This window comes from Archangium sp. (assembly GCF_057119385.1).
The window spans coordinates 1-19,544 of the sequence record NZ_DBNGVP010000185.1; the positions used below are offsets into that span (position 1 = coordinate 1).

Genomic DNA, 19,544 nt, shown 5'->3' on the forward strand with positions numbered 1-19,544 from the left:
CTGGCGAGACTTGCGGCGCTTCGGACCGCGCTGAGGCACTAATGGCCTGGAACCCGAGCCCCACGGCTCACACATAAAGAGCTGTGACAAGGAGAGCAGCGTGCGTGGAAGATCAGCATGGGTGTCAGCTGGGCGTAGCTCTCCACTCCGCCCACGCCGCCGTCTGGCAGCAGCGCCAGCCCGGTGATCTCCAGGCGGGTCAGGTAGCGCCACCCTCCCGTCATGGACGCCGCGAGCGGCGATGGCATGGCCGTAGCGGGCCGCTCCGCCTGGGACAGCAGCAACAGCACCAGCAGTGCGGAAGTCATCGGCGCCTCCAACAGCAGGCGCCAAGGCTAGCAGAAACCTCATCAACTCCAGCGTTGCTACCCCTCTCCTATTATTGCCACGTCTCCTCGCGCCGTGCTGCCCGGACGAGCTCCTCCACCTCGTGCTCACCGAGTTTCGCGGGCCGCTGAAGCAGGAACGAGAGCAGCATGTCGTCGGCGAGTACCGACACGTACTGCGGCTGCTTCTTCACCGTGAGGGCGGGCTTGACGAAGACGAGCAGGCCGTGCACCCAGAGGGTCTGCCGCCGTGTTGCGCTCGTGAGCTTCTCGCGTACGCGCTTCGCCTCGGCCTCGAGTTTCTCGATGTGGTGGGTGGGCTGGCCGTTCACTTGGAGATGGGGCCCCGCCACCCAGACCTTGCCGCCCATGTTCTTCGTGTTGATGACGAAGACGCCCGGGGGACCCACGAGCAGGTGGTCGATGTTCGCCCCCCGGGCACCGATCTTCACATCATGCTCGATGGCCCACCCGTGAGGCTGGAGCTGCTGCAAGAGCCCGGCGACGTGCTCCTCGCCTTCCGCGCCCTTTCCCCAGGCGGATTCCTCCGTCGGGATGTTGAAGAGACGGGTGATGAGCGTCCGGATGGGCGCCTCTCTCCTGAGGGACTCCTGCCGCTCTCTGGCACTCTGGCCGGGCCGACGTCCCACGCGGCGTGGCGACGCGGAGGCCGAGGGCTCCTTCCTCCTGCCGAAGAACATGAACGTACTCCTGTGGAAGATGACGGCTTGCTGCTCCCGCACACGGGTACGCAGCCAACCATGAACGTTGGAATACCGTCATGATTCCCAGGAGGTTGTATGGCCCCTCAGTCGCCCACCGATCATCGAGCCGAGCAGCTGTCTGCCTGGAAGCCAGCAGTGGGGTGCCGCTGGCCCCCTTTCCAGGGGACTCACTCCAGGGTGATGTTCAAGGAAGGGGTGGCAGGAGCAAATGGTGGGAGCCCCTCATGGGAACGTCACTCCACCGACGCTGAACGTCCGCGCCCCACTCTCATCCCATGGCTTGAGGGTGAAGCGGCCCCGGGCCTGCTCCTCCGTCAGTTCCGCTTCCACCATCACCTCCCATCTTCCTGGCTTGAGAGGAGGGGACTGCCACAGCGTGACGTTCGGCCGCACCCCACCCGGCGCCGTCAGCTGCGCGCCTTCGGCCCTCCAGTCTCGCGCGTCTGGACTCTCCAGCGTCAACTGCACCGCCACCCGCACGCGCTTGTCTCCTGCTTCAGAACTCGGGGCGGCGGTCCGTAATGCGACGGCGTCACTCAGTTCGAGGGCGTTGTCGCGGGCGAGGGTGAGCTTCCTGATGATGCTCTGGGCGTGAACGCCTTCTGGTGCCTCGTCCGGTCCGCCCATCATACCGTCGGCGCGCAGACCGGTGAGGCCCCGTGGCCCGGCCGCGAGACAGCCCGCCTGGGTACGTGCCAACTCCTCCTGACACAGCTGGCGCTTGCGCCGCTCCGCCTCGGCCTCCTGGCAGCAGGCCTCGGCGGAGCGTGGCTGGCGGTACACCTGGACGTGCGTCTCGGCCTGGGCCCACTGCGTCACGAGGGTGAATTCCGCGCTCGCGGGCACGCCCCCATCCGCGAAGGACACCCGGAGCCGCAGTCGCTTCCCTGGCTTTTCCTCACGGGAGAGCACGAGGGGGAGGACGCGGCCCTCCTCATCCAGGCTCACCCGGCGCCACGCGCCCGGACGCCACTTCCTGGCCCGGCGCTCACCGGAGCAGGAGGAGGCGGAGTCCTCCGCATGAGCGCGAGGAGGGCGCCCATGGCCAGCAGCAGCACGAGGCCGCCCAGCGCCCACGTGGCCCACCCCGGCCCTTGCCGTCGCGCCGAAGGCGGCGTGTCCACGGGCGCGGCGTGTGCGGCCTCGTCCTCCTCCAGCGGCGCCTCGCGCGTGGGCGGCTGGAGCGTGGCACTCTCCTCGGGCGGCGGTGCCAGGGCCTGGGCGTACAGCGGCACGTCCCACGTGGCATCCGCCGTCTCCAGTACCTGCGCCAGGGCTGTCTCCAGCGCCTCGGCGTGCGGCGGCCGGGCCCCGGGCTCCTTCTCCAGCAGGCGCAGGCACAACCCGCTCAATGCCTGGGGCACGCGCGGGTTGAGCTCGTGCGGCGGCGGGGGGCTGTGGGTGAGCACCGCGTCCTGCAGCGCCAGCTCGTCCTCGCCGTCGAAGGGGTAGCGGCCCGTGAGCAGGTGGTAGAGGACGACGCCCAGCGCCCACACGTCGTCGCCCACACGGGCCTCGTAGTGGGCGCCCGGCTGGCGCTCACGCACGAAGCGCCACACCTCCGGGCCGCGGTAGTACCAGCTGCCCGGGGGGAGGCCCACCGTGCGCCGGGGCGCCCCACGCCAGGTGCTCGCCCCGAAGTCCACCAGCACCGGCCCGCCCTCAGGCCCCACCAGCACGCTACCCAACGGCTGCGTGCTGCTGGTGACGTGGCCCACCGCCGCGGACTTCGCCAGCGACGAGGCGCGTCTGGCACAAGCCCGCGCCCACGCCCACCTCCGCCCGGATCTGGACTTCGACACCCTCCTGCATACCCTGCGCGAGCGCAGCGCCACGCTCGCCCCCGTGGAGCCCCGCTTCCACCCGGACGTGGCCCCGCTCCTTTCTCGCGTGGTGGACCGCACCGCCAGCCACCAGCGCCAGCGGAGAATCGCCGAGCTCAACGCCTGGCAGCCGCCCGAACCCGAGGAGTGGCGCCCCGCTTCCTCCGCCCTGTCCCCGGACGTGGACAGACCCGAGCGCGCCCTCGAGCACTACAGCGACCTGGCCGAGCACCTCGTGGCCCTGCTGCACACGCAGGTCCCCTCCGTCTTCGAGGAAACGCCCGAGTCCCTCACGGACGTGGACTTCTACTTCTGGCGCGAGGACTTCCCCAAGAGCCGCCTGCGGGAGAACATCGAGGCGTACGCGGTGCCCGCCATCGGCGCGTACCTGGGAGAGGTGCTGGTGCGCAACCTCGGGGGCCGGTGGATACCGCGCCAGAAGCTCGAGGAAGCCCAGGTGCTCGTGGGCCGGCGCGTCTGGTTTCCCTTTGTCCGTGCCCGTCACTACATGAGCTCATGCCAGGCGCTCCTGGACTACTCCCTCACGCGCCTCTACCGCGTCGCCGAGCGCCACCGCGCCTGAAGAGCGTTCAGGCCCGAGGCGCCTCCGCCGCGCCGAGCGTGAAGCGGAACGTGCTGCCCTGCCCCGGGGTGGACTCCACCCAGATGCGCCCGCCGTGGCGCTCGACGATCTTCTTGCAGATGGACAGGCCGATGCCCGTGCCCGGGTACTCCTCCTTGCCGTGCAGCCGCTGGAAGATGGCGAAGATGCGCTCGTAGTACTGCGGCTCGATGCCGATGCCGTTGTCCTCCACCGGCACCGTCACCGTGTCGCCCTCCCGCGCCGCGGACACGCGGATGCGCGGGGGCCGCTCGCCCAGGAACTTCACCGCGTTGCCCACCAGGTTCTGCAGCAGCTGCGCCAGCTGGGTCTCGTCTCCCTTCACCCACGGCAGGGGCTCCACCTTCATCTCCGCGCCCGCCTCCTGCAGCGCCAGGCGCAGGTGTGACAGCGCCCGCTCCACGCTCCGCTCCAGTGGCACGGGCACCAGCTCCTTGCCCCGCGTTCCCACGCGCGAGTAGGCCAGCAGGTCATTGATGAGCGCCTGCATGCGCGTGGCCCCGTCCACCGCGTAGCGGATGAACGCGTCCGCGTCCGCGTCCAGCTTGCCCTTGTAGCGCCGGGACAGCAGCTGCACGTAGCTCGCCACCATGCGCAGCGGCTCCTGCAGGTCATGCGAGGCCACGTAGGCGAACTGCTCCAGGTCCGCGTTGGAGCGCGTCAGCTCCTGCGCGCGGCAGGCCAGCTCGGCCTGGGCCTTCTCCAGGCTCGCCAGCAGCCCGGCGGTGTGTTGACGGGCCCGCTCGGCCTCGGCGCGCGCCGCCTGCTCGCGCACCAACCGGCGTGCGTCCTCCTCCAGGGCCAGCCGCTCGGTGATGTCCGTGCACACGCCCGTCAGCCGCGAGGGCCGGCCCTGCTCGTCCAGCGTGAGCCGGCCATGGGCCTCCACGTGGCGCACCCGCCCGTCCGGCAGGACGATGCGGTACTGCACGTGGTGCTCCGGCTGCTGCTCGGCCACCACCCGCTGGATGCTGGTGAGCACGCGCTCCCGGTCCTCCGGGTGCATGTCGCTCTGGTAGTCCTCGAAGCCGCCGCCGAAGCTGCCCTCGGGGATGCCGTGGATGCGCTCCAGCTCGGGCGACCAGAGGACGCGCTGGGCCTGGATGTCCCACTCCCAGGCGCCCATCCGGCCCGCCTCGAGCGCCACCGCCTGCCGCGCCTGGGCGCGCCTGGCCTCCGTGTAGAGCCGGGCGTTGTCCACCGCGAGCGCGGCCCGGCGCGCCAGCTCCTCCACCAGCTTCAGCTCCTCCGGCCCCAGCCTCCGCAAGGACTCGGCGGTGGCCACCGTGAGCGTGCCCAGCGTGCGCCCCCGGGCGTTGAGCGGCACCACCATCAGCGAGCGCAGGCCCAGCTCGCGGAGGATGCACAGGTGCTCCTCGCTGCGCGCGGCGGCCACCAGCATCGCGTCGGTGATGTCGGAGGTGAGCTCCGGCTGGCCCGTGCGCATCACGTGGTGGATGCCGCTCGTGGCCTCGGGGTCCTTCGGGTAGAGCTCGGCCAGCCGCTGGGCCAGCTCCACCTTGGCGGGGTCCATGTGGATGGAGGCCACCTGCCGCGACGGGGTGCTGTCTCCCGCCAGGTGCACCGCGCACCAGTCCGCCAGCCGCGGCACCAGCAGGCGCGCGGTGGCGGTCAGCGTGCCCTCCAGGTCGAGCGAGGCGGAGAGCAGCTCCCCGGCCTCGGCCAGCAGGCTCAGCCGCTCCTGGGTGCGCATCACCTCGGTGACATCCCGGAAGACGTTGATGGCGTACACCACCTGGCCCCGTGCGTCGCGCACCGGCGCCGCGGACGCCCGGCTCCAGTGCTCCTGGCCCGTGCGCTTGTCGCGGAAGCGCAGCACCCGCTCGGGGGCACTGCCGTGGGTGATGACCTGACGGCCGGGCAGCTGGCCGAGGCTCAACGGATGGCCCCCGGCATCCAGCACGTCGTAGCGCTCGAACACCCCGCCGCTGCCCGTGCGCAACAGCTCCTCCGGGGAGGCGGCGCCGAGGATGCGCGCGGCGGCGGGGTTGGCGAAGGAGAGCGAGAGGTCCTGCGCCTGCCCTCCGGGACGCTCCTCGGGCAGGAGAGGGGGCGAGGGGGGAAGGGCCGCCGTGCTCATCAGGAACTCCAGGTCGAAGAAGACAGTCTCCCGAGGGGGCTCGAAAGCTCCCAATGGAACGCCAGGACGTCCATCCACATGCCCGGCCACTGTTCACTGGTGGGAGCCGTGGACGAAGGGGTTCACGGTTCCGCCGCTATCTCCTAGGGTGAGGCGTCTCCCCCCCGACAGGTGCCGATGCCCCGAGGAAACCTGCCCGAAGACTACCGGCGACACGTGACGGCGGCCCTGGCCGCGCTCGATGTGCGCAACCTGGTGCTGAGCATCCACGACCCGAGCTTCCCGAGCGCTCCGGGCGAGGACACCGGCCGGGGCACGCCCTACTCGGAAGGGGGCATGGGCTTCCTCGAGTTCGCGCGGGAGCTGGGCTTCAACGGCATCCAGCTCGGCCCGCAGGGGCAGACGTCGGAGGACAACGCCTCGCCGTACGATGGGACGCTCTTCTCGCGCAACGTGTTGAACGTGGCGCTCGCGCCGCTCACGCACGAGGAGACGTGGGGCGGGCTGGTGCGGCCCGAGCGGTTGCAGTCCCTCGTCTCGGCGCGGCCGGGGGGGGACGCGCGGGTGACGCACCGCTACGCCTTCCGGGCCTGGTCCGAGGCGCTGGAGGCGGCCTGGGAGGCCTTCCGGCACAAGCGGCCGCGGGCGGCGCCCGGCAGTGCCGTCGCGTGGCTCTCCGAGCACTTCGACACCTTCCGGCGCCAGCACCACGCATGGCTGGAGCGGGACGTGCTCTACGACGTGCTCTGCCTGGAGCATGGCCGTCCCTACTGGAAGGAGTGGCCGAGCGAGTGGGACCGGCGGCTGTGGAGCCCGCGTCCCGGCGAGGAGGCCTCGTTCGCCAAGCGCCGGCAGCTGCTGCTGGCGAAGTACGCGGCGCGGGCGGAGGCCTATGCCTTCCAGCAGTTCCTCGTGCACTCGCAGCACGCGGCGCTCCGGGAGCGCACGGCGGCGTGGGGCCTGAAGCTGTATGGAGATCTGCAGATTGGTTTCTCGCCGCGGGATGCCTGGGCGTACCAGGGGCTCTTCGTGGGCTCGTACCTGATGGGGGCGCCGCCCAGCCGCACCAACCCCGAGGGCCAGCCGTGGAACTACCCGGTGTTGGACCCAGGGCAGTACCACGCGCCTCCCGACCCCAAGGGCCCGTACCCCGGTGTGCGGCAGCCCGGGCCGGTGTTGTGGTTCATGGGCTCGCGGGTGAACAAGATGCTCTCCGAGTATGACGGGCTGCGCATCGACCATCCGCATGGCCTCGTGTGTCCGTGGGTGTACCGGTCCGGGGAGCTGAACGCGCTGCACGCGGTGCAGAACGGGGCGCGGCTGTTCTCCTCGCCGGACCTGCCGGACCATCCGGAGCTGGCGCGCTGGGCCCTCGTGGCGCCAGGACAGCTGGACCGCTCGGTGCCGCGCTACGCGGATGGCTGGGTGCGCGAGCTGAGCCCGGAGCAGGTGAACCGCTACAGCGCGCTCTTCGACGCCATCATCGCCGCGGCGCACGCGCACGGGCGCAAGGTGTCGGACCTGCTGTGCGAGGTGTTGAGCACCATGCCCCATCCGTTGCAGCGGGTGCTGGAGCAGTATGGGCTGGGGCGCTTCCGCGTGACGCAGAAGGCGGACCTGAAGAATCCGCGGGACGTGTACCGCGGTGAGAACGCCGCGCCCCAGGATTGGATCATGGTGGGCAACCACGACACGAAGCCCATCTGGGCGCTGGCGGAGCGGTGGCGCCAGGAGGGCGAGGCGCGGGCCCAGGCGGACTACCTGGCGTGGCGGCTGCACCCGGAGGACGCGGGGCGCGAGGACTTCGCGCGGCGGCTGCTGGAGGAGCCGGGGATGCTGGTGCAGGCGAAGTTCGCGGACCTCTTCGCCAGCCGGGCGGAGAACGTGATGGTGTTCTTCGCGGACCTGTTGGGCATGAAGGAGACGTACAACGCGCCCGGCACGGTGAGCGAGGAGAACTGGAGCCTGCGCGTCCCCCGGGACTACCGGCGCGAGTACGGGGAGAAGCTCGCGGGCGATGCGGCGCTCAACCTGCCGAAGGCGCTGGCCCTGGCCCTGCGCGCGGGCGGCGAGGCGGCTCGTACCCGGCACGCGCCGCTCATCGCGGCCCTGGAGCGGCTGGCCATGCAGCTGAGCCAGCCGCCCGGGTAGACAGCGCCGAGGGGGCGGACTACCGGAGGCGGCCAGAGGCCTGGCTCTTCACTTGGTCCACCCTCCAGCCCGCGGGGATGCTGGCCTGGGCGGCCGAGGGCCGGGCGTCGAGAAAAACAGTACAGACCCGCCGTCAGCGCTCCGTCGCCGCCGCGGCTCCAAAGATGTGCGTTGTGTCAATCCCTCGTCAGACGCGCGTCTTCTCGGGCCCGCTCACCATGCGTGAGAGAAACCTACATCTCCGTTGAAAGCGGGAGAGATGTGACGAACCGGAATCGAGGTAGTGTGGGGACGGCAAAGGGCTACTCCTTCCCCGTACGGATTCCGTCCTCGCGCATCCCTCATGGCTCCCCTGATCTTCCGCCTCCTGGGCCCCCTCGTCATCGAGCAAAATGGTGGCGCGGTGGAAGTCAAACGCACCAAGGCCAGTGCGCTCGTCGCCTATCTGGCGAGCAACCCGCATCGGCATACGCGCAGCCACCTGGTGGGGCTGTTGTGGCCCGAGGTGGAGGAGGCGCGCGGGCTGGCGTCGCTGCGCAATACCCTCTGGGAGCTGCAACGGATTCTGGGCAACGGCTGGTTGCAGACGGATCGTACCGGAGTGCAGCTGTCCCCCGAGCCGGCGGTCTGGGTGGACGTGGCGCAATTCCAGCGCCTCCTCAAGGACGCGGGAGCCGGAGGCCGGGGGGCGGAGCCCCAGCTGGAGGTGCTCGCCCAGGCGGTGGAGCTCTACCGGGGCCGCATGCTGGCGGGGCTCACCCTGCCGGACTGCTCCGTCTTCGACGAGTGGTTGTCGCTGACCACGGAGCGCCACCACCTGATGGTGACGCAGGCGCTGGTGCGGCTGTCCACCACCCTCGTCGCGCGCGGGCAGTTGGAGGAGGCGCTGCCCCACGCCCAGCGCCTCGTCGCGTTGGACCCGACCAATGAGGAGGCGCACCGCTCGTTGATAAAACTGTACGCGTGGCTGGGCCGTTGGTCCGACGCGCTCCGGCAGCACCAGCTGTGCATGGAGGTGCTGCGGCAGGAGCTGGACGTGGCGCCGCAGGCGGAGACGAGCCGGCTGCTGGAGGCGCTCAAGGCGCGCGAGCTGGCGCCGCCCCCGGGCATGGAGGCCGCGGGCGCGAGCGTGGCCGTGAAGCAGGAGGTGGAGGCGCGGCCGTCCGTGGTGCTGCCCTCTCCGGCCACGCCGCTGTACGGGCGTGCCAGCGAGCTGGCGGCGCTGGTGAAACGCCTGGAGGATCCGGCGTGCCGGCTGCTCACGCTCACCGGGCCCGGCGGTATCGGGAAGACGCGGCTGGCGCTGGAGGCCGCCCACCAGCTGGCCGGGACGTGGCGCGATGGGGTGCGCTTCATCCCGCTGGCGGCGGTGGACGAGCCGAGGCGGCTGTCCAACGCGCTGCTGGAGGCGCTGGAGCTGTCCCCCTCCCAGGCCCCGCCGGAGGTGCAGCTGCGCGAGCACCTGCGCTCGCGGCGGATGCTGCTCATCCTCGACAGCATGGAGCACCTGTTGGAGGCCACGCCGCTGCTGGCGGAGCTGCTGGCGCACGCGCCGGGACTCGAGCTGCTCGTCACCTCGCGCGAGCGGCTCAACCTGCGCGGCGAGTGGCTGCAGCCGCTGGATGGCCTGCCCTTCCCCAGCCCGCAGGGCCCCGCGCGGCCAGGTGAGCGCGAGTCGCTGGAGCTCTTCGCGCTGCTGGCCGGGCGCGTGTCGGCGTCCTTCCAGCTCGGTCCGGACACCGAGGCGGCCGTGGCGCGCATCTGCCAGCTCGTCGAGGGCTCTCCGCTGGGCCTGGAGCTGGCGGCGGCCTGGGTGCCCTTCTTCTCCCCGGCGGAGCTCGTCTCCCGCCTGGAGCAGAGCCTGGACTTCCTGGCCGCGCCCCGGGACGCCCCCGAGCGCCACCAGAGCCTGCGCAACACCTTCCTCCACTCCTGGCGGCTGCTGTCCGCCGAGGAGCAGGGGGTATTGCGGCGGCTGTCCGTCTTCCGCGGAGGCATCGCGCTGGAGGCCGCCGCGGAGGTGGCCGGCGCGTCCCTGGCCACGCTCACCTCGCTGGTGCACAAGAGCCTGGTGCGGCGCGCGGCCTCGGGCCGGGTGGAGCTGCACGGCCTGCTGCGCCAGTACGCCGCGGAGCAGTTGCTGGCCGCGCCCGAGGAGCACCATCAGACGCATCAGCGCCATGCCCGGCACTTCCTCGGACTGCTGGAGCGGCTCCACCCCCTGCTGCTGGGCGGCATGGCCCGGCAGGCCGAGGCCATGGCCGCCTTCGGCACGGAGCAGGAGGACGTGCGAGCCGCGGCACGCTGGGCCTTCCAGAATGGCCAGTGGGAGCTGATGGACCGGGGCCTGGAGGCCTTCTGCCTGGCGCGGGAGCTGCGCGGGCAACCCCACCAGGCCTTCCTCGGGCTGGTGGAGCTGACGGGCTTCCTGCGGCCGGTGGTGGACGTGAAGGCGCCCGGGCCGCTGCGGCGGCTGCTGGGCCGGGTGCTGGTGTGGCAGGCCCGCTTCGCCCTGAATGGCGCGGACTGTCCGAACGGCATGGCGCTGGCCCGGGTGGAGGAGGGCCTGCTGCTGCTGGGCGCGGAAGGGGCCCGGGAGCTCGTCCCCGCGGGCCTGCTCACCGCGGGCCAGCTGGCGCTGCGGCAGGGCAACGTGCCCACCGCGCGCTGGTGCTTCCACGGCAGCCTCTCCCTGGCGCGGGCCAATGGGGACAAGCGCGCCGCCGCCCTGGCCCTGAGTGAGTTGTCCGGGGTGGCCTCCCTCCGGGGCCAGCCCGCGCAGGCCCAGCGCCTGCTGGCCCGGGGCCTGGCCACCTTCCGGGCGCTCGGCGACGAGCGCCACGTGGCCACCTGCCTGGGCCGGCTCGCCACCTTCCTGCACACGCGCGGCGAGCTGGCGCAGGCCGCCTCCACCCTGCGTCAGGGCCTGCGCCTGCTGGAGGCCGCCGGGCTGCGCCTGCAGGCCGCTCCGCTGCGCGCCCAGCTCGCCGAGGTGCTGTTGCCGCTGGGCGCCGTGCAGGAGGCCCGCCAGCTGCTCGAGGCGGACCTGCACCTGGGGCGCTCGCTGGGCCATCTGGAGACGGTGGCCCAGTCCCTCCACGGGCTGGGGCTCGTGGCCGTGCACCAGCAGCAGGGGGCCTCCGCCCGGGAGCTGCTGGAGGAGGCGCTCGCCCTGCGCGGGCAGCTGAGCGCCCGCCGCGCCTACGCCGAGTCCCTGCTGGCCCTGGGCCGGCTGGAGCTGTCCCAGGGGGACCTGCCCCGCGCCCGCGCCCGCCTGCGCGCCGCCCTCCAGGCCGCCACCGAGGTGGGCTCCCAGCCCCTCATCCTCGATGTGCTCGGTACGCTCGCCGGGCTGGCTCCCTCCAGCGGCGGGGAGCGGCTGCACCGCGCCGCCCGCGCCCTGCTCGTCCACCCGCTCACCTCCCATGCCACGCGGCAGCGCGCCGCGGCCCTCCTTCCTCCCCAGGAGCTGCCGCCCGTCGCCGACTTCTCCCGGCCCCCGCTGCCCCAGCTGGTGGCGGACGTGCTGGCGGCGGTGGGGATGGATTAATAAAAGAGCCCCATGCCCTTCAAACAGCTGGATGCGCTTCTGCAACAGGTGGTCGCCGCCCAGCGCGAGCAGGCCGAGCACCCGCGCATCGTCGTCGTGGACGATGATCCAGGCATGCGCCGCTCGCTGGAGACGTTGCTGCGCGGCCTCTACCAGGTGGTCCTCGCCAGCAGCGCCACCGAGGGCGTGGCCGCCGTGGATGGCGACACGTGCGCCGTGGTGCTCGACATCAAGATGAAGGGGTATGACGGCTTCTGGGCCAGCACGGAGATCCGCAAGAAGTACCCGGACGTGCCCATCATCTTCTACTCGGCCTGGCAGGACTTGAAGGACCCCTACGCCGTCATCAACGAGCACCACCCCTTCGGCTACCTGACGAAGGACGGGGACACGGCGCGGCTGCTGGACATGCTGGAGTCCGCGGTGCGCATGCACCGGATGACGCTCTACAACAAGAAGCTGGTGGACGGGCTGCTGCGCGCGCGCCGCGAGGAGGGGTGAGCGCGGGATGACGCTGCGCTGACGGTGGGGGTGTACTCCATGCGCTCTCGGGGACGTGAGTCGAGCCGGGGTGGGGCCTCACCCAGCCGCCGTGGGGGCGGATGCTGCTCCGTGGGGCATGGAAACGGAGAAGGTAGTGCCCCGCCCCGGCTCGGATTGGACGTCGATATGGCCGCCGTACAGGGACACCAGGCGCGCGACCATGGCCAGCCCCAGCCCGGTGCCCGAGTGGGCCTTGGTGCTGAAGAAGGGCTGGAAGAGGTGGGCGCGGTGCTCCGGGGCGATGCCCCCCCCCGAGTCCTCCACCCACAGCACGCACGTCTCCTGCTCCCAGCGCGCCTCCACCCGCAGGCGCCGCTCGCCGCCGCCGGGCTTGTCCCGCAGCGCGTCCAGCGCGTTGAGCACCAGGTTCTTCACGATGGAGTAGGCGTGCTCCTGCCGGCCCCACCACTGGCAGCCGTCGGGCACGCGCACCTCGAGGGCCACGTCCCCCAGGGCCTCGCGCGACTCGCCGAGCACCGCCTCCACCAGGGGCCCGAGCGCCACCGGCTCCTGGCCCGGCGTCTGCCGGCCGAGCTGCGCGAATTCCAATATCTGCCGGGTGATGGCCAGCCCCCGGCCGAGCGCCGAGTCCACGTCGTGCAGCACCGTGTCCAGCTCCTCCTGCCGGGTGTTCACCTCCTGGAGGCGCCGGGCCACGGAGGCGTGCACGTCCGGGGGCAGCACGTCGCGCACCTGGAGGTAGAGGGCCATGAGCTGCTCGCTGGTGTCCGCCGGGAGGCTGGTGCCCTGGGGCCCGCGGTAGGCCCGGCCGATGAGCATCTTGGCCCCGGTGAGGGCGTTGCGCATCTCGTGGGCGAAGCCGCCGGCCATGCGCTGCTCGAGGGCGGCCTTCTCCAGGGCGAGCACGCGCTCCTGGGCACGGGAGAGCTCGGCGGTGCGCTGGGAGACGAGCTCCTTGAGCTCGGCGTTGCGCCGCTGGAGGGCGCGCTGGCGCAGGCGGAAGCCGGACAGGCCGGCCAGGCCCAGCAGCAGCAGGCTCCCGGCGGGCACCCAGGGCGAGCGCCACCACGGCGGCCGCACCACGAAGGGCAGGGAGGCCACCGGCCCCCAGGCGCCGTGGCGCAGGCGCGAGCGCACCTGGAGCTCGTAGCTTCCCGGGACGAGGCCCGCGTGGCGCAGGCGCGAGCCGGTGAGGGGACGGAAGTCCTGCTCCAGGCCCACCAGCCGCGACTGGTGCTCCACCTCGTGCTGGCCGGAGAAGGTGAGGGCCGTCACCTCCAGCTCCAGGGGGCCGGCCTCGGCGGGCAGCACCAGCCCCGGGAGGGCGGGCTCCAGCGCATCCCCCGCGCCCAGGCGCGAGAGCAGCGTGGGAGGGGGCGCCGCGGGCTCCGTCTCCAGGTGTCCGAGGAACTGGCCCAGTCCCGTGCGGGTGCCCACCCAGACGGTGCCGTCCGGCTCGGCGAGGAAGGCGCGCGGGGCGCAGTCGTCCCCGGGCAGTCCGTCCGCCTGGGTGTGGCTGGCCTCGGGCGAGTCGGCCTCGCGCGGCAGCACGTCCACGCCCCGGTCTCCTCCCACCCAGAGCCGGCCCCGGGCGTCCTCGCCCAGCAGGTGCACGGCATTGCCGCGCAGCCCCGAGGCCCGGTCCAGGTGGCGCAGGCCCTGGAGGGAGGTGCCCTCGGGGCGGAAGCACGAGAGGCCCAGCGCGTCCTCGTAGGAGACACACAGCTCGCCGGAGTGGCGCGTGGCGAGCAGGCGCACCCACGTGGCGCGCAGCCCCTGGGCCGAGGTGAAGCGCCGCGCGCCGCCCGGCTCCAGGAGGAAGAGGCCGCGCACGGTGGCGGCCCACAGCCGGCCCTGGCCATCGCGCGCGAGGTCGTTCACCGGGGCGGGCTCCTCGTGGGGCAGCAGCTCCACGGGGGCGAAGCGCACGTCCCGGCCCGTGACGGTGCCGCGGAAGAGTCCCGCGCTGGTGCCCACCCACAGGGTGGAGGGCGGCTCCCAGGCGAGCGCCTGCACCACGGCGTCCCGTAGGCCCTGGGCTCGTCCCAGGCGCAGCACCTCGCCCGTGCCCGGCTCGTAGCGCCACACCTCGCGGTCCGCGGCCAGCCACAGCGCGTCCCCGGCGGCGGGGAGGATGCGGCGCACGGCGGTGTCACGCAGCGGGGCCTCCAGTTGCCAGCCCTCGGCGGTGGCGCGCGCGAGGCCGCGCGGGGTGCCCACCCACAGCCGTCCCTTCGTATCGCGCTCCAGGGCCCACGGTGTCTCCGAGGGCAGTCCCTGGCGCTGTCCATGCCGGTGCCACAGTCCCCGCCCCGCGAGCCGGAAGAGTCCCGCGCTCCCCGCCACCCACGGCGAGCCCTCGCGGTCCACGAAGACGTGGCTCCACCACCCCGGAGGCAGGCCCTCCACGCGGCGCACGTGCTCGCCCTCCTGGTGGAAGAGGCCCTGGTTGCCCGCCCACCAGAGCGCGCCCCGCGCGTCCAGCGCGGTGGAGACGCCCAGCAGCTCGTTGCCCACGGGAGGCCCCGGCTCGAAGGCGCGCGCGCCCGGCCGCAGCACCCAGGTGCCTCGCGAGCCCCACGTCCACACCCGGCCCTCTCCGTCCCGCGCCACGCCGGCGAGCTGCTCGCGGGGCAGCCCCTCGGTGGCGCCCCACGTCCGCCACTGGCCGTCCGTGCCGCGCTGGTGCAGGGCGCCCAGGGCGGCGACGTACAGCTCGCCCGAGGACTCCACCCACAGCGCGCGCGGCAGCTCGCCCGTCCACTCGGACACCGGCTCGCAGCACTCGGGCGCCTCGCGCAGCCGGAAGAGGCCGCGCGAGGTGAGCAGCCACGCCTGGCCCCGCCCATCCAGGGCGAAGTCCTGTCCCGGCCACCCCACGCGGGAGGGCAGCTCGAAGCGTTGCCAGTGTCCCCGCCGCCAGCGCGACAGCGTGTCCGCCGCCAGGCACCAGACGTCGCCCCCGGGGCCGGCCACCAGCTCGCGGATGCCGGAGAGGCACGCCTCCTCGGCGCCGGGGACGCGTTGGAAGTGGCGCCCGTCGAAGCGGTACAGCCCCTCGTGGGTGGCCACCCAGAGGTAGCCCTCGCTGTCCTGGGTGACGACGTCCACCCGTCCCGGCTCCGGCAGCTCCACGCCGACGAAGGGCAGCTCGCCCCGGGGGGAGGCCTCCCGGGCCCACGCGTCGGAGGCGGGCCACGCCCACCACAGCAGCAGCACCACCACCCGCCATTGCATGGCTTCACGCTACCACCTCCGGGTGCTCCGCGGGCCGGCCGCGGGCCGCCTGGGCGGCGTGGGTGAAGGCCCGGCGGTTGGAGACGTCGCCGGAACTTCAGGTGTCCCGAGAGGGGCGGTGGCTCAGTACTGCACGTCCACCACGAGGCGGGTGGGCTCGCGCAGCTCCATCACCCGGTACTTGTTGGGGTGCTTCATGCCGAGCACCCAGGTGACCTCGCCCTCGAAGTCACACGTCAGCTCCAGCTCCTGGATGATGGGCAGGCCGGGCTTGCGCTCGCGCTCGGCGACGGTGACCGTGGTGCCCTCGTGGGCCTGGGCGGGCTGGACGCGGACCTGGAGCCAGCCCTGGCCGGCGATCTCGGTGGGGTCTCCCGAGCCGCACTTGATGACGGGCTTGTCCACGTACTCGATGTGGTAGCCGGGCAGCTGGTCGCCGTCGAACTGGAGCACGAGCCGGTCGAAGCCCTCGTTGCGGGCGGTGCGCACCTCGCGCAGCGTGATGGGGGCGAAGCCGGAGCGCTTGACGTCCACGAGGCCGGCGGTCCACTCGCGGTTCTTCGGGTCCTCGGGCTGGGCGGCCTGCGAGCCCGGCGGGGTGGTGCCGGGCGGGGTCCCGGCGGAGGTCCCGGCATCGGTGTCCATCCCGGGGCCCGCGTCGGGGGGCTGCGCGGCGGGAGGAGTGGGCTTCGCGGGCGTGGAGGGCTCCGCGGCGGGAGGGGGCGGGGTGGGGGTGGCCTCCTCCTTCTTGCAGGCCGCGGTGGTGAGGCAGGCGGCGAGTCCCAGCGTCGGCATCCAGCGTCCAAGCACCTTCATCATCGTCTCCTGGCGGCCCACGGGTCGGGCCGGACGGCGCCCCATGTGGCACGAGCGGCGTCCGAGTGCCAGCACGATTGGTGATGGGGAAGGACGCGGGGTGCGTCAGTCCTCTTCCTCCTTGGGAATGAGCTGGCCGCGGATCTCCCCGGCCGGGTGTCCGGTGGTGTGGACGTTGATGTAGAAGAGCCCGTCCTTGAAGGCCTTCTGCTCGGCGTCGGAGAGGTCCTTGGTGCCGGTGTAGCTGCCGTTGCGCTGATCCGTGGTGGTGATGCTGAGGTCGAGCACGACGGGGCCATTGACCCCCTGGGCGGCCTGGTGGACGTGGGCCGCGCTCTCGGTGCCGGTGGCCACCTGCAGGTCGCTCTGCAGTCCGCTGAAGGTGCCGTTGATGGTGAGCTTGTCTCCCTCGAGCTTGGCGGTGGCGATTCCCATGGTGGTGGTGGGCACCGAGGTGGGAGGGACCTCGTTGGTGCCCGAGAGCTGGGTGGTGGCCACCCAGGAATTCGAACCGCAGCCGGCCAGCGCGAGCAGCCCGGCTCCCAGCACTCCCAGCACCGTCCAGCGCTTCGTGTCACGCGTGTGCATCCGTCTCTCCTGTCTGTCCGCCAGGGCTCGTGGGGGACCCGGGGTGGGTCTGGCGCCTGGCGGCCGTCCCCGTGTCTAGAGGACTTCCGCGTCACGATCGCGCCACGGGAAGAGGGAGTGCCCGGTATCGGGCAGTCCCTTGGCCTTGCAAGAAAGGCGTGGGTCCGGGAGTTGTCCCTTCAGGGGGCGTGGAAAATCCCACGGACCGCCTGGGAGGATGTCCCCCGCCGCGTATATCGTTCGGCCGGACGCGTTCCCCCCCTTTGGAGTGAAGCACCCATGGCTCTCGACCTCACTTCCCTGCTTGGCGCTCGACGGGACGACACCGTTGGTACGATGGTGCGTGGCCTGATCGGCAGCGAAATCCTCCGCATCGCGGGGGAGATCCGCGAACTGGTGGCGCAGGGGAAACAGGTGTGCAACCTCACCGTGGGGGACTTCAGCCCTCGCGAGTTCCCCATTCCCGCGCAGATGGGTGAGGCCATCGCCGCGGCGTTGAAGGCGGGCGAGACGAACTATCCGCCCTCGGACGGTGTGCTGACGTTGCGGCAGGCGGTGGTGCGCTTCTACGAGCGGGCGCTGGGCCTGAAGTATCCGCTGGAGAGCGTGTTGATCGCCGGAGGCGCGCGGCCGGTCATCTACGCCATCTTCCGGGCGGTGGTGGACGCGGGCGAGACGGTCATCTACCCGGTGCCCTCGTGGAACAACAACCACTACTCGTACATGGTGGGGGCCAGGGCCGTGGAGGTGGTGACGAGCCCCGAGCACGGCTTCATGCCCACGGTGGAGCAACTCGCGCCGCACCTGTCCGAGGCGCGGCTGCTATGCCTGTGCAGCCCGCTCAACCCCACGGGGACGATGATTTCTCCCGAGGCGCTGAAGGACATCGGCCAGCGGGTGGTGGAGGAGAACCGCAAGCGCGAGGCGCAGGGGCGCAAGCCGCTCATCGTGATGTACGACCAGATTTACTGGACGCTGACGTTCGGGCAGGCGAAGCACGTGACGCCGCTGGAGCTGGTGCCGGAGCTGGCGCCGTACACGGTGTTCGTGGATGGCATCTCGAAGGCGTTCGCGGCGACGGGCGTGCGCGTGGGGTGGGCGGTGGGGCCGCCGTCGATCATCTCGCGGATGAAGGACGTGCTGGGGCACGTGGGGGCGTGGGCGCCCAAGGCCGAGCAGGTGGCGGTGGCGCGGTTCCTGGATGACGTGCCGGCGGTGGCGAGCTACCTGGAGACGATGAAGCGGCGGGTGGACGAGCGGCTGGTGGCGCTGCACCAGGGCTTCTCGGCGATGAAGGCGGCGGGGCTGCCGGTGCGCTCCATCGCGCCGCAGGGGGCCATCTACCTGTCGGCGCAGTTCGAGCTGATCGACAAGGCGGGGCTGAAGACGAACGACGACATCCGCAAGCTGCTGTTGGACAAGGCGGGCTTCGCGCTGGTGCCCTTCCAGGCCTTCGGGTTGAAGGCGGACACGGGGTGGTTCCGCCTGTCGGTGGGCGCCGTGTCGATGGAGGAGATCAAATCGGCACTGCCGAGGGTGGAGGCGGTGCTGCGCGAGGTGGTGGGCAGGTAGCGGTCCAGGCCCTCCCTCATGCCCTCCCTCTCCCCTCGGGAGAGGAGCCCCCCGTCGTTCAAAGGGGGGGCAAGCCCCCCGGGGTGAGGGTGCCGGGCATCCGTCCGGGTGCCCTGTGCTGGCGTGTCCCGGGCACCTCGGGAATAGTGCCGGCGTGCCGAGGTTCATGGCGGCACGCTCGGAGGGTAGCCGAGCCCTCCCCGAGCACTTCCGACACGGCACCAGCACCCATGCTCAAGAGATTCGTGAACGTGAAGGACGAGGAGGTGGGCTCGGTCCTGCTGTCCTTCGTGTACTTCTTCACGCTGATGTGTGGCTACGCCATCCTGAAGCCGCTGCGGGACGAGATGGCGACGGCGGGGGGCGTGAAGAACGTGGCGTGGGTCTTCACGGCCACGTTCGGGGTGATGCTGGTGGCGGTGCCGGCGTTCTCGGCGCTGGTGGCGCGCTGGCCGAGGCAGCGGGTCATCCCGCTCGTCTACCGCTTCTTCCTGCTCAACCTGCTGGGCTTCTTCGTGGTGCTGAAGCTGGGCGCGGTGGAGCGGGCGCTGGTGGCGCGCGTCTTCTTCGTCTGGGTGAGCGTCTACAACCTCTTCGTCGTCTCCATCTTCTGGAGCTTCATGGCGGACCTGTTCGAGAGCGAGCAGGGCCGGCGGCTCTTCGGCTTCATTGCCTCGGGGGGGACGGTGGGGATGTTGGTGGGGCCGTTCCTCGTCAACCTCCTGGCCGAGTCGCTGGGGGCCGTCAACCTGATGCTCCTCACCGCGGTGCTGCTGGAGGTGAGCGCCCAGAGCGTGCGGCGGTTGTCGCACCGGTCCGTCGTCGTGCGGCCCCGGGAGACCGCGGCCGAGGCGCCCGTGGGTGGTGGCATCTTCGACGGCTTGCGGCTGCTGTTCTCCTCGCCCCTGCTGCTGGGGTTGGGGTTGCAGATCCTCCTGTATGCCGCGACGTCCACGTTCCTCTACAACCAGCAGGCCCACATCGTGGCCTCGGTGGCCTCGGGCGCCGACGCGCGCACCGCGGCCTTCGCCAACATCGACTTCTGGGTGCAGGCGCTCACGCTCGTACTGCAGATGGTGGTGGCGGGGCGCCTCATGTCGCGCTTCGGCCTGGGGCTGGTGCTGGCGGTGGCGCCGCTGGTCACCGCCATCGGCTCGCTCTGGCTGGCGCTGGTGCCCTCCATGCTGGTGCTCATCGCCTTCAAGTCGCTGCGCGGCGCCACGCACTACTCCCTCGAGCGGCCCGCGCGCGAGGTGCTCTTCACCAGCGTGGACCGTGAGGCGAAGTACAAGTCCAAGGGCTTCATCGACACGGTGGTGTACCGCGGCAGCGACTCGGTGAGCTCCTGGCTGTACACGGGCCTGGACAAGCTGGGGATGAGCACCTCGGCGCTGTCCCTGGCCACGATTCCGCTGGCGGGCCTGTGGCTCGCGGTGTCCCTGTGGCTCGCCCGGCTCGCCCGGCAACCGCGGGACTCCGCTCCCGCCGCGACGCCCGCGCTGGCCTCCCCCGTGGACGCGGCCCGCTGA

Annotated in this window: 13 protein-coding genes and 1 pseudogene; 6 read left to right on the forward strand and 8 right to left on the reverse strand. The window is 71.9% G+C overall.

Annotated features, from left to right (window positions below):
- Positions 1-38 precede the first annotated feature (38 nt).
- From AC16DP_RS43340 to AC16DP_RS43355, 4 genes are all read right to left on the reverse strand, one after another.
- Positions 39-308: a hypothetical protein gene (locus tag AC16DP_RS43340; protein WP_329733961.1), complete on the reverse strand. Its 270-nt coding sequence runs from the start codon at positions 306-308 to the stop codon at positions 39-41.
- A 71-nt stretch (positions 309-379) separates the two neighbouring features.
- A complete protein-coding gene (locus tag AC16DP_RS43345; protein WP_329733962.1) occupies positions 380-1,027 on the reverse strand; it encodes a nuclease-related domain-containing protein in 648 nt (215 codons plus the stop codon).
- Between the two features lie 246 nt (positions 1,028-1,273).
- Positions 1,274-1,999: a DUF2381 family protein gene (locus AC16DP_RS43350; protein WP_329733963.1), complete on the reverse strand. Its 726-nt coding sequence runs from the start codon at positions 1,997-1,999 to the stop codon at positions 1,274-1,276.
- Positions 1,996-2,652 carry a serine/threonine-protein kinase gene (locus AC16DP_RS43355; RefSeq protein WP_329733964.1) on the reverse strand — a complete coding sequence of 219 codons (657 nt, stop codon included), beginning with the start codon at positions 2,650-2,652 and terminating at the stop codon, positions 1,996-1,998. Before AC16DP_RS43355 ends, AC16DP_RS43350 begins: the two co-directional genes overlap by 4 nt.
- A 76-nt stretch (positions 2,653-2,728) precedes the next feature.
- Between AC16DP_RS43355 and AC16DP_RS43360 the strand changes: the two are divergent.
- Positions 2,729-3,457: pseudogene (locus tag AC16DP_RS43360) on the forward strand (hypothetical protein); the annotation flags it as partial.
- A 7-nt stretch (positions 3,458-3,464) separates the two neighbouring features.
- Here the strand turns inward: AC16DP_RS43360 and AC16DP_RS43365 are convergent.
- Entirely contained in the window at positions 3,465-5,597 is a 2,133-nt protein-coding gene (locus tag AC16DP_RS43365) for an ATP-binding protein (RefSeq protein WP_329733965.1), read from the reverse strand.
- A 177-nt stretch (positions 5,598-5,774) separates the two neighbouring features.
- Between AC16DP_RS43365 and AC16DP_RS43370 the strand changes: the two genes are divergently transcribed.
- The 3 genes from AC16DP_RS43370 (at position 5,775) to AC16DP_RS43380 (ending at position 11,799) form a co-directional block, all read left to right on the forward strand.
- Positions 5,775-7,748, forward strand: a complete 1,974-nt coding sequence (locus tag AC16DP_RS43370; protein WP_329733966.1) for a 4-alpha-glucanotransferase — start codon at positions 5,775-5,777, stop codon at positions 7,746-7,748.
- Positions 7,749-8,091: 343 nt separating this feature from the next.
- The gene (locus AC16DP_RS43375; RefSeq protein WP_329733967.1) at positions 8,092-11,298 is read left to right on the forward strand and encodes an ATP-binding protein; all 3,207 of its coding nucleotides are present in this window, start codon (positions 8,092-8,094) and stop codon (positions 11,296-11,298) included.
- Between the two features lie 12 nt (positions 11,299-11,310).
- Complete coding sequence (locus AC16DP_RS43380; RefSeq protein WP_329733968.1) at positions 11,311-11,799, forward strand: response regulator; 489 nt, start codon at positions 11,311-11,313, stop codon at positions 11,797-11,799.
- 78 nt (positions 11,800-11,877) lie between these two features.
- Here the strand turns inward: AC16DP_RS43380 and AC16DP_RS43385 are convergent, their stop codons facing one another.
- The 3 genes from AC16DP_RS43385 to AC16DP_RS43395 all read right to left on the reverse strand — a co-directional run bounded on the left by AC16DP_RS43385 (position 11,878) and on the right by AC16DP_RS43395 (position 16,443).
- A complete protein-coding gene (locus tag AC16DP_RS43385; RefSeq protein WP_329733969.1) occupies positions 11,878-15,039 on the reverse strand; it encodes a sensor histidine kinase in 3,162 nt (1,053 codons plus the stop codon).
- 123 nt (positions 15,040-15,162) lie between these two features.
- The gene (locus AC16DP_RS43390) at positions 15,163-15,858 is read right to left on the reverse strand and encodes an AMIN-like domain-containing (lipo)protein (RefSeq protein WP_329733970.1); all 696 of its coding nucleotides are present in this window, start codon (positions 15,856-15,858) and stop codon (positions 15,163-15,165) included.
- A gap of 102 nt (positions 15,859-15,960) precedes the next feature.
- A complete protein-coding gene (locus AC16DP_RS43395) occupies positions 15,961-16,443 on the reverse strand; it encodes a CHRD domain-containing protein (RefSeq protein WP_329733971.1) in 483 nt (160 codons plus the stop codon).
- Positions 16,444-16,722: 279 nt separating this feature from the next.
- Between AC16DP_RS43395 and AC16DP_RS43400 the strand changes: the two genes are divergently transcribed.
- The gene (locus tag AC16DP_RS43400; protein ID WP_329733972.1) at positions 16,723-18,015 is read left to right on the forward strand and encodes a pyridoxal phosphate-dependent aminotransferase; all 1,293 of its coding nucleotides are present in this window, start codon (positions 16,723-16,725) and stop codon (positions 18,013-18,015) included.
- 230 nt (positions 18,016-18,245) lie between these two features.
- Complete coding sequence (locus AC16DP_RS43405) at positions 18,246-19,544, forward strand: NTP/NDP exchange transporter (RefSeq protein WP_329733973.1); 1,299 nt, start codon at positions 18,246-18,248, stop codon at positions 19,542-19,544.

Bases quoted from the DNA above. Each gene is read 5' to 3' on its own strand.
- AC16DP_RS43380 (WP_329733968.1), top strand. From the start codon at position 11,311: ATGCCCTTCAAACAGCTGGATGCGCTTCTGCAACAGGTGGTCGCCGCC.
- AC16DP_RS43340 (WP_329733961.1), bottom strand. From the start codon at position 308: ATGACTTCCGCACTGCTGGTGCTGTTGCTGCTGTCCCAGGCGGAGCGG.
- AC16DP_RS43375 (WP_329733967.1), top strand. From the start codon at position 8,092: ATGGCTCCCCTGATCTTCCGCCTCCTGGGCCCCCTCGTCATCGAGCAA.
- AC16DP_RS43365 (WP_329733965.1), bottom strand. From the start codon at position 5,597: ATGAGCACGGCGGCCCTTCCCCCCTCGCCCCCTCTCCTGCCCGAGGAG.
- AC16DP_RS43400 (WP_329733972.1), top strand. From the start codon at position 16,723: ATGGCTCTCGACCTCACTTCCCTGCTTGGCGCTCGACGGGACGACACC.
- AC16DP_RS43405 (WP_329733973.1), top strand. From the start codon at position 18,246: ATGCTCAAGAGATTCGTGAACGTGAAGGACGAGGAGGTGGGCTCGGTC.
- AC16DP_RS43390 (WP_329733970.1), bottom strand. From the start codon at position 15,858: ATGATGAAGGTGCTTGGACGCTGGATGCCGACGCTGGGACTCGCCGCC.
- AC16DP_RS43395 (WP_329733971.1), bottom strand. From the start codon at position 16,443: ATGCACACGCGTGACACGAAGCGCTGGACGGTGCTGGGAGTGCTGGGA.
- AC16DP_RS43370 (WP_329733966.1), top strand. From the start codon at position 5,775: ATGCCCCGAGGAAACCTGCCCGAAGACTACCGGCGACACGTGACGGCG.
- AC16DP_RS43345 (WP_329733962.1), bottom strand. From the start codon at position 1,027: ATGTTCTTCGGCAGGAGGAAGGAGCCCTCGGCCTCCGCGTCGCCACGC.
- AC16DP_RS43385 (WP_329733969.1), bottom strand. From the start codon at position 15,039: ATGCAATGGCGGGTGGTGGTGCTGCTGCTGTGGTGGGCGTGGCCCGCC.